2 protein-coding genes and 1 pseudogene are annotated in these 4,835 nt (G+C 75.2%); 1 reads left to right on the top strand and 2 read right to left on the bottom strand.

All coding sequences use genetic code 11. The features are described from left to right. Nucleotides 1-1,884: MinD/ParA family protein (locus V7793_RS33330; RefSeq protein WP_336013444.1), on the top strand; the 1,884-nt coding region annotated here is incomplete at its 5' end. Between the two features lie 106 nt (nt 1,885-1,990). On the opposite strand, the gene V7793_RS33325 is transcribed toward V7793_RS33330, so the two are convergent. Together V7793_RS33325 and V7793_RS33320 are read right to left on the bottom strand one after the other, a co-directional pair. After that, nucleotides 1,991-2,950, bottom strand: a complete 960-nt coding sequence (locus tag V7793_RS33325; protein WP_336013443.1) for a bifunctional riboflavin kinase/FAD synthetase — start codon at nt 2,948-2,950, stop codon at nt 1,991-1,993. Between the two features lie 51 nt (nt 2,951-3,001). Then, nucleotides 3,002-4,835 (bottom strand): annotated as a pseudogene (locus tag V7793_RS33320) (hypothetical protein); the annotation flags it as partial.

Here is a 4,835-nt window from a genome sequence, read left to right as displayed (position 1 = left end):
GCACCCGACAGCGCGGCCCTTGCCCCGTACGCGGCCGCTCCGGCCCCGCAGGGCGGCTACGGATACCCGCGGCCCGACGCGCACGGGGCGGCCGTCCCTGTGCCGGCTCCGGCGCCCCATGCCTTCCCGGCGCCCCAGGCGCAGCCGCAGCAGGCCGTTCCCGCCCTTCCTCCGGCGCAGGACGCCGTCCCGTCGCCGCAGGGCCTCGCCGGGCCGCAGCAGGCCGCTGCGCCTCATGCGGCGCCGAACGCCTCGGCGCCCCAGGGCGGTTACGGGTACCCGCGTCCGGAGGTCCCCGCGCCCCACGCGCCCGTGCCTCCTGCGCTCGACGGCGCCCCGCGTCCCGAGATGCACGGGGCCCCGGTGCCGCCGGCCTTCGACGGCCTCCCGCACCCCGGCCCCCAGCAGGCCCCGGCACCGGCCCCCGCGCCCCAGGCCGATCCGCAGCAACTCCCGAACCCCCAGAGCCCCTTCGACGGCTCTCCCGCGCTGCCGCCGGCGGTGCAGGCTCAGCCGGGCCCCACGGGCGCGCATGAGGCGGCTGCGGCACCCGCCCCTGCCCCCGCCCCGTACCCCTACGCCCCCTCCCCGTACTCCGACGGCGCGCTGCCGCCCGCCGGGGACGGCGGGCAGGGCGGGGTGCCCGCCGACCCGCGCGCCGGCGGCTGGCCCACGGTGACGCCGGAGCAGCGGCAGCGGTCCGTGCACGGGGCCCCGCTGGGGTTCACCGCTTCCATGGAGCTGTCCTCGGAGCGGCTGCTGCGCAACAAGCCGAAGCCGAAGAAGCAGATCGCCAGTCCGCGGTTCAAGTTCGGGGGCAAGAAGGAGGAGGCGGAGCGGCAGCGCAAGCTGGAGCTGATCCGTACGCCCGTCCTCTCCTGCTACCGGATCGCCGTCATCAGCCTCAAGGGCGGCGTCGGCAAGACGACCACGACCACCGCCCTCGGTGCGACGCTCGCCAGCGAGCGCCAGGACAAGATCCTCGCGATCGACGCCAACCCCGACGCGGGCACGCTGGGCCGCCGCGTGCGGCGCGAGACGGGCGCGACGATCCGTGACCTCGTGTCGGCGATCCCGAGCCTGCACAGCTACATGGACATCCGCCGGTACACCTCGCAGGCGCCCTCCGGACTGGAGATCATCGCCAACGACGTGGACCCGGCGGTCTCCACGACCTTCAACGACGAGGACTACCGACGTGCGATAGACCTGCTCGGCCAGCAGTACCCGGTCATCCTCACGGATTCGGGCACCGGTCTGCTCTACAGCGCCATGCGCGGCGTCCTCGACCTCGCCGACCAGCTGATCGTCGTGTCGACGCCGTCCGTCGACGGTGCGAGCAGCGCCAGCACCACGCTCGACTGGCTCCATGCGCACGGCTACGCCGAGCTCGTCTCCCGCAGCGTCACCGTCATCTCGGGGGTCCGCGAGACCGGAAAGATGATCAAGGTCGAGGACATCGTGTCCCACTTCGAGCAGCGCTGCCGCGGCGTGGTCGTCGTCCCCTTCGACGAGCACCTGGCGACCGGCGCCGAGGTCGACCTGGAGATGATGCGGCCGAAGACCCGCGAGGCCTACTTCAACCTCTCGGCCATGGTGGCGGAGGACTTCACCCGGGCCCAGCAGCAGCGCGGCGTATGGGGCGGAGAGCCGGCACCGCAGCAGCCGCAGCAGCAGGCGGCCCCGGCCGCACCGATGCCCGCCCAGTACGCCCCCGAGCAGGCCCAGCAGCCCGGTCAGCCGGCTCCCTCGCCGTACCACCCGTACGCCACCCCGCAAGGCCCGTACGGCGGCGCACAGCCGCAGCAGCCGGGCCCGTACGCCCCGCCCGGACAGCTGGGCCACCCGGGCCGGCCCGGCGGTTACGGCTACCCGCAGCAGTAGCGCGCACGGGGCGCCCGGCGCCCTGTCACGGCACGCATAAAGGGGGCCCCGTGCGGCGATTGCCGCACGGGGCCCCCTTCGCGTACGTCCGACGCCGCGGCAGCCGTCAGGCGGCCGTCTGCTCGTGTGCGGTCACCAGGTCCCGCGCCCGCTTCACATCGCCCGCCATGCACAGCAGCAGCGCCTCGATGGACTCGAACTTCTCCATGCCGCGCAGGTACGCGAGGAAGTCCACTGCGGCGTGGAGCCCGTAGAGATCGAGGTCGGTCCGGTCGATGGCGTACGCCTCGACGGTGCGCTCCGTCGCGTCGAACTGCACGTTCGTGCCGACGGAGATGGCCGCGGGCATCGACTCGCCGCCGACGGTCAGCCAGCCGGCGTAGACGCCGTCGGCGGGGATCGCGGTGTGCGGCAGGGTCTCCACGTTGGCCGTGGGGTAACCGAGTTCGCGGCCGCGCTGCGCGCCGCGGACCACGACGCCCTCGACGCGGTGCGGGCGGCCGAGGATCTCCATCGCGCCCGCGACGTCGCCCTCGGCGACCAGGCGCCGGGTCAGCGTGGAGGAGAACGGCTGCCCGCCGCCCGCCTCGCCGCTCACGAACAGGTCGACGACCTCGACGCCGTAGTCGTACGTGCCGCCGAGCTCCGCCAGGAAGTCGACGGTGCCCGCGGCACGGTGCCCGAAGCGGAAGTTGGGGCCCTCCACGACGAGCTTGGCGTGCAGCTTGTCGACCAGCACCTTCACCACGAAGTCGGCGGGCGAGAGCTTCGAGAACTCCGCCGTGAAAGGCAGGATCAGCACGGCGTCGACGCCCAGCTCGGTCATGAGCTCCGCACGCCGGTGGTGCGGCGCCAGCAGCGGCGGGTGGCTGCCCGGCCGCACGACCTCGCTCGGGTGCGGGTCGAAAGTCACCACGACCGAAGGCACCCCGAGCTCGCGCGCCCGCTCCACGGCCCGCCCGATGATCAGCTGGTGCCCGCGGTGCACACCGTCGTACGAGCCGATGGTGACGACGCTGCGCCCCCAGTCCTGGGGGATGTCCTCCAAGCCACGCCAGCGCTGCACTGTGCCCGCTCCTCGCCCGAACCCGAACTTTTGTCTGTCGATTACGCAGGACTAAGAGTGCCATGCCGGTTCTCGGCGCCCCGCATCGGCCGGTCCGCTGACTGTCAGGTCAGGGGAGCCGGCCGCTCCCGACGGGGCCGCTGCGCCCACGGGGCCGTCCGGCCCGGCCCAGGCGGTGAGCTTGATGCGCGCCCGCGGGCCCACCACGACGGCCCACTGCGCGGGCGCGGAGCGCAGCCAGCGGAGCACCTGCTCCCCGAAGACGGGGATCTCCCGCGACAGCTGCACCATGCGGCGGTCGAAGCACGCCGCCCCCTCGGGGCTGCGGGCCATGAGCAGGCCGGTGCGGTGCACCAGGTCCCGGGTGCGGGCCTCGGTGCGCTCCCCCGCTCCGGCCGCCACGGCGCGCAGCAGGGCGTCCAGGACGGTGACGTCGCGCTCGAAGGGCCCGTACTGCTCGCGCTCCAGCAGCACCTCCAGCAGCTCCTGGCGCAGCGGCCGCGACAGCGGCGTACCCGGGAACGCCAGGACCGGGGCCAGGGCACGGCGCACCTGGGGCGGGCGGCTGCTGAGCAGGTGCACGACGAGCGGGAAGAGGACGGAGCGGGCCGAGGGGCCCTCCTCGAGCCGGCGGTCGACGAAGGCGGCGGCGAGCCCCGCGCCCTCGGGGTGGTGCTCGACGTACTCCTGGACGAGGGCCGCGGCCCGCCGGGCGAGGGCGGGCGTGGTGACCTCGGCGAGGGTTCGCAGGACGTCCCCGGGCCCGTCACCGCGTACGTACAGCCGCGCGCGGTACGCCGCGAGGACCGGTTCGGGATGAGTGGTCAGAGCGGGGGCCAGAGCGCCGGCCGGCAGGTGCGGGTCACAGGCGGCGAAGAGGGCGAGGGCCCGCTGGAGGTGCTTGGCGCGCGTCTCCCGGTCGCGGACCAGAAGGGCGAGCGCGGTGCCGTGCAGGGCGCCCTCCGCGGGGCGGGCCAGCAGGGCGAGCGCCGAGTAGCGCAGCAGCTCGCGGTCGGCGGCCGTGGTGACGTGCCGGGCGGCCTTGAGGGCGTACGCGGCGGCCGCCACGTGCCGCTCGATGCGGTCGTCGTGGGCCCACCGGTCCACGGCCCGGCAGATGGCGGACGGCTCGTCCTCGGCGAGCGCGGCCAGGAGCTCGTCGGCACGCGGGTGCGCGGCGTCCACGAGCGCTTCGGCGAGGTCGTCGACGGCACGGTGCCGGTGGGTGTGGAGCAGGACCTGGGCGGCGGTGGAGACCGTGAGCCTCAAGTGATCGCCGTACGGGGCGGCCTGCAGGGGGCGCTCGTCGGAGAACCAGCGGCACAGCAGGGCCTGCGCGGCGCAGGGCTCCTCGGCGAGGACCGTCATGACGGCGGGCAGGAAGCGGTCGGTGTGCGGCGGCTGGGGCGCCTGCCGGGACTGCTCCGGGCCCGGGGAGGAGCTCTCCAGGGCCTGGGCCTGGTACGGGGTCTGGCCGGGGGGCGGTGCGTCGGCGGGGAGCAGCAGGCGCAGCAGGTCCAGCCGCTCGGCGAGCCCCAGGGGCAGCCGGAGCCAGAACCAGGGCCCGAATTCGGCCAGGCCGCCCAGGGAGCCCGTCGCCCCGCTGTCGAAGCCGCCCAGGGCCAGGGAACGGGCCGTGAGGCGCTCGGCGAGGAGCCGGAGGGCGCCCAGGTAGGGGGTGGCGTCCGGTACGCGCAGGAGGGTCTCCCCCAGGAGGTGCGCCGCCCACCAGGCGGGATCGGGCAGCACGGGGCGGCGCTCGTCGTCCGTACCGCTTGCCCGGTCGGAACCGCCTGCCCGGTCGGACGGAGGGAGCGCGGCGACCGCGTCGACCAGGGCGCCCAGCCGGCGTGCGAGCGCGTCCGGGCCCGAGCGGCGTGCCAGG

It is taken from the genome of Streptomyces sp. KLMMK, assembly GCF_036961605.1.
Classification (GTDB): domain Bacteria; phylum Actinomycetota; class Actinomycetes; order Streptomycetales; family Streptomycetaceae; genus Streptomyces; species Streptomyces telluris.
The sequence above is the reverse complement of the archived record's forward strand: the minus strand, read 5'-3'. Positions and strand labels throughout refer to the sequence as shown.